The organism is Actinosynnema sp. NPDC059797, assembly GCF_042732085.1.
In the GTDB taxonomy this organism is placed as follows: domain Bacteria; phylum Actinomycetota; class Actinomycetes; order Mycobacteriales; family Pseudonocardiaceae; genus Actinosynnema.
Genome location: NZ_JBHWIE010000688.1, coordinates 1 through 1,851, shown reverse-complemented (window position 1 = coordinate 1,851; position 1,851 = coordinate 1). Strand labels below are relative to the sequence as shown.

Genomic DNA, 1,851 nt, shown 5'->3' with positions numbered 1-1,851 from the left:
CGGAGAAGTCGACGTAGGTGGCCGTCAGGCCGGGCAGGTCGGGCGCGCGGCAGGCGACCTCCGCGCGGTACAGCTCGGCCAGGTCGCGGAGGAGGACGGTCATCGACCAGCCGTCGCCGAAGGAGTGGTGCACCGCCAGCAGCAGCTCCGAGCGCCGGTCGGACACGGTGAACAGGGTGGCGCGGAACGTGCCCGTCCCGGCCAGGTCCGGCGCGTCGTCGGCCGCCTCGAACACCGCGCCGTCCAGGTCGGGTTCGGCGACCTCCACGACGCGCAGCGGCGCACCGCTCGCGACCAGCACCTCCTGGCGCAGCCGCCCGTCGACCTCGCGCAGCCGGGTCCGCAGGGCGGCGTGCCTGGCCACCAGCGCGGCCAGCGCCCGCCGGAGGGCGGGGACGTCCAGCCGGCCGTGCAGCGCGAACCGCATCGCGATCGTCAGCACGCTCGGGTTGCCGCTGGTGGCGGTCACCCGGTGCCCGTGCCGCTGCCCCCAGCTCGCCGGGGCGTCGACCTCGACGCCGGGGGCGGCCGGTCCCAGCAGCGCGGCCAGGCCGCGCACGGTCGGCGCGCGCAGGAAGGCGGGCACGTCCAGCCGAACCCCCAGCTCGGCGCGGATCCGGTTCACCAGGCGGATGGCGCTGAGCGAGTGCCCGCCCAGCTCGAAGAACGTGGCCTCCGGCGACACCGGCGCCCGGCCCAGCTCGGCCGCCCACAGGGCGCTCAACCGGCGTTCGAGGTCCCTCCCGGGCTCCCCCGGCGCCGACGGCGCGACCGGCGACGGCTCGGGCAGCGCGGCCCGGTCGACCTTGCCGCTGGCGTTGAGCGGCAGGGCGTCCAGGACGTCCCACGTCGCGGGGACCATGTAGTCGGGCAGCCGCGTGGCCAGCCCCGCGCGCAGCTCCGCGACCCCCACCCCGGGCGCGAGGACCAGGTACGCGGCCAGCCGCACCACGCCGTCGGCGTCGGTCCAGGCCCGCACCGCCGCCTCCCGCACCCCGGGCAGCGCCACGAGCTGGTGCTCCACCTCCCCCGGCTCGACCCGGAACCCGCGGACCTGCACCTGCCGGTCACCGCGCCGCAGGAACTCCAGCTCGCCGTCGGCGCGCCAGCGCACCACGTCGCCGGTCCGGTAGGCGCGGTCCGCACCCGTGCCGGTGAACCTCGCCGCCTGCTCCGGGGTGGCGTCGACGTAGCCCCTGGCCAGCTGGGCGCCGCCGAGCAGCAGCTCGCCCGGCACGCCGACCGGGACCCGCCGCCCGGCGCCGTCGACGACCCGGACCCGGGTGCCCGGGACCGGCCGCCCGATCGTCGGCGGCCCGTCGCCGGTGGGCGGCACCTCGGCCCAGGTGGACACGACGGCCGCCTCGGTCGGGCCGTACACGTTCCACAGCCGGAACGGCGCACCGGCCGCCGGCCTGCGGCGCAGCACGTCACCGCCGACGACCAGGTGCCGCAGCGCGACCGGACCGGTCGGCCAGTCCTGGTCGAGCAGCAGCTCGCCCACGGGGGTGGGCAGGAACGCGACGGTGATCCCGGTGTCGACCAGCCAGTCGCGCAGCCCGGCCGGGTCGTAGCGCAGGCCGGGCGGGACGACGTGCAGCGGCGCGCCCGCCCGCAGCGCGGGCCACACCTCGATCGCGGAGGCGTCGAACCCCGGGCTGCAGAACCAGGAGAGCCGGTCGTCCGCGGTCAGGCCCAGGTCCCGGGTGTACCAGCTGACGGTGTTGGCGATCGACCGGTGCTCGACCAGCGCGCCCTTGGGCTCCCCGGTCGACCCGGAGGTGAACAGCACGTAGGCCACGTCGACCGGCGTCAGCGGGTGGCCGGCGACGGCGGGCGGCGGGGACGGCC

Annotated in this window: 1 protein-coding gene; it reads right to left on the bottom strand. The window is 77.8% G+C overall.

Features of this window, described 5'->3' with window-relative positions; genetic code table 11:
- The coding region (locus ACFV4N_RS43320; protein WP_499678522.1) for an AMP-binding protein at positions 1 to 1,851 on the bottom strand (1,851 nt) is incomplete at both ends.